1 protein-coding gene is annotated in these 1153 nt (G+C 63.2%); it reads right to left on the bottom strand.

The window, feature by feature from the left end; translation table 11 throughout:
• Entirely contained in the window at nucleotides 1-1098 is a 1098-nt protein-coding gene (locus ACH0BZ_RS16365; protein ID WP_406899804.1) for an IS630 family transposase, read from the bottom strand.
• Nucleotides 1099-1153: the final 55 nt, after the last annotated feature.

Below are 1153 nucleotides of genomic sequence, written 5' to 3'. Positions count from 1 at the left end.
CTAGTGGTCCGCATTTGAAGTGTTCTTACGGTTGGCTTTCGCGAGGACTTCCTCTGCGGTTTTCGTCCAGACGAACGGGTGTGAGCGGTTGTTCCAGCCGTCGATGAACGCGCGGATCTTCGCGTTGAGGTCCTTGACGGAGGTGAAGACTCCGCGGCGGATGGCCTGGCGCTCGACGATGCCGAACCACACCTCGACCAGGTTCATCCACGACGCGTGAGTGGGTGTGAAGTGGACCTTGATCCGGGGTTTTTCGGCCAGCCAGGCCTTGACTTTTGCGTGCTTGTGGGCGGCGTAGTTGTCCATCACCAGGTGCAGCTCAACTGGCTGACCGTCGGCATCGACGACATGACGGTACGCCCGCTCAATCTGCTTCAAAAACGCCAGGAACTCCTGGTTGCGATGCCGCGGTTTGAGTGCGGCGGTGACCTGCCCGGTGGCGATGTCCAGCGCCGCGAACAGTGTCGATGTGCCGTGCCGGACGTAGTCGTGGCTGCGCCGCTCGATCAGGCCGGGCTGCATCGGCAAGATCGGCTGAGTACGATCCAGTGCCTGGATCTGGGACTTCTCATCCACGCACAACACGATCGCGTTCTCCGGCGGCGCCAGGTACAGGCCGCAGATATCGGTGACTTTGCCGACCAGCTCAGGATCGGTGGAGAACCGGAACGACTCCGAGCGCCACGGCTTGATCCCGTAGGCACGCCACGCCGTGACCACCGTCGAGGCCGAAACCTTCAACCGGGACGCCAGCAGCCGCGACGACCAGTGGGTCACGCCCAGAGACTTCGGCGGCGGCATCAAGGTCGCCGTCACGATCGCCGCGTGATCGATCGTGCGCGGCCGGCCAGAACGCTTCTCATCAGCCAGGCCCCCGATGCCCTTGTCCTCGTACCTGGACCGCCAGAGGTTCACCTTCGGCCGCGACGCCCCGGCCAACTCGGCGATCTCCGCATTGCGCCGGCCCTCCGAAGCCAGCAGCACGATGCGAGCTCGCTGCACCATGCCTGCCGACATCGACTGCGAGCGCGTCATTCTCTCAAGCTTCTCGCGATCGCCGGGACGCAACATCAATGCCGGGGCAGCTCGATTCGCCATGCCCCATGATTTCACATACCCAACCGTAAAACTACTTCACACGCGCGACACTAGG

It is taken from the genome of Dietzia sp. 179-F 9C3 NHS, assembly GCF_045369825.1.
Taxonomy (GTDB): domain Bacteria; phylum Actinomycetota; class Actinomycetes; order Mycobacteriales; family Mycobacteriaceae; genus Dietzia.
The sequence above is the reverse complement of the archived record's forward strand: the minus strand, read 5'-3'. Positions and strand labels throughout refer to the sequence as shown.

What these genes read in the sequence shown, in the direction of transcription:
- ACH0BZ_RS16365 (WP_406899804.1), bottom strand. Translation starts at nt 1,098, where the DNA reads ATGGCGAATCGAGCTGCCCCGGCATTGATGTTGCGTCCCGGCGATCGC.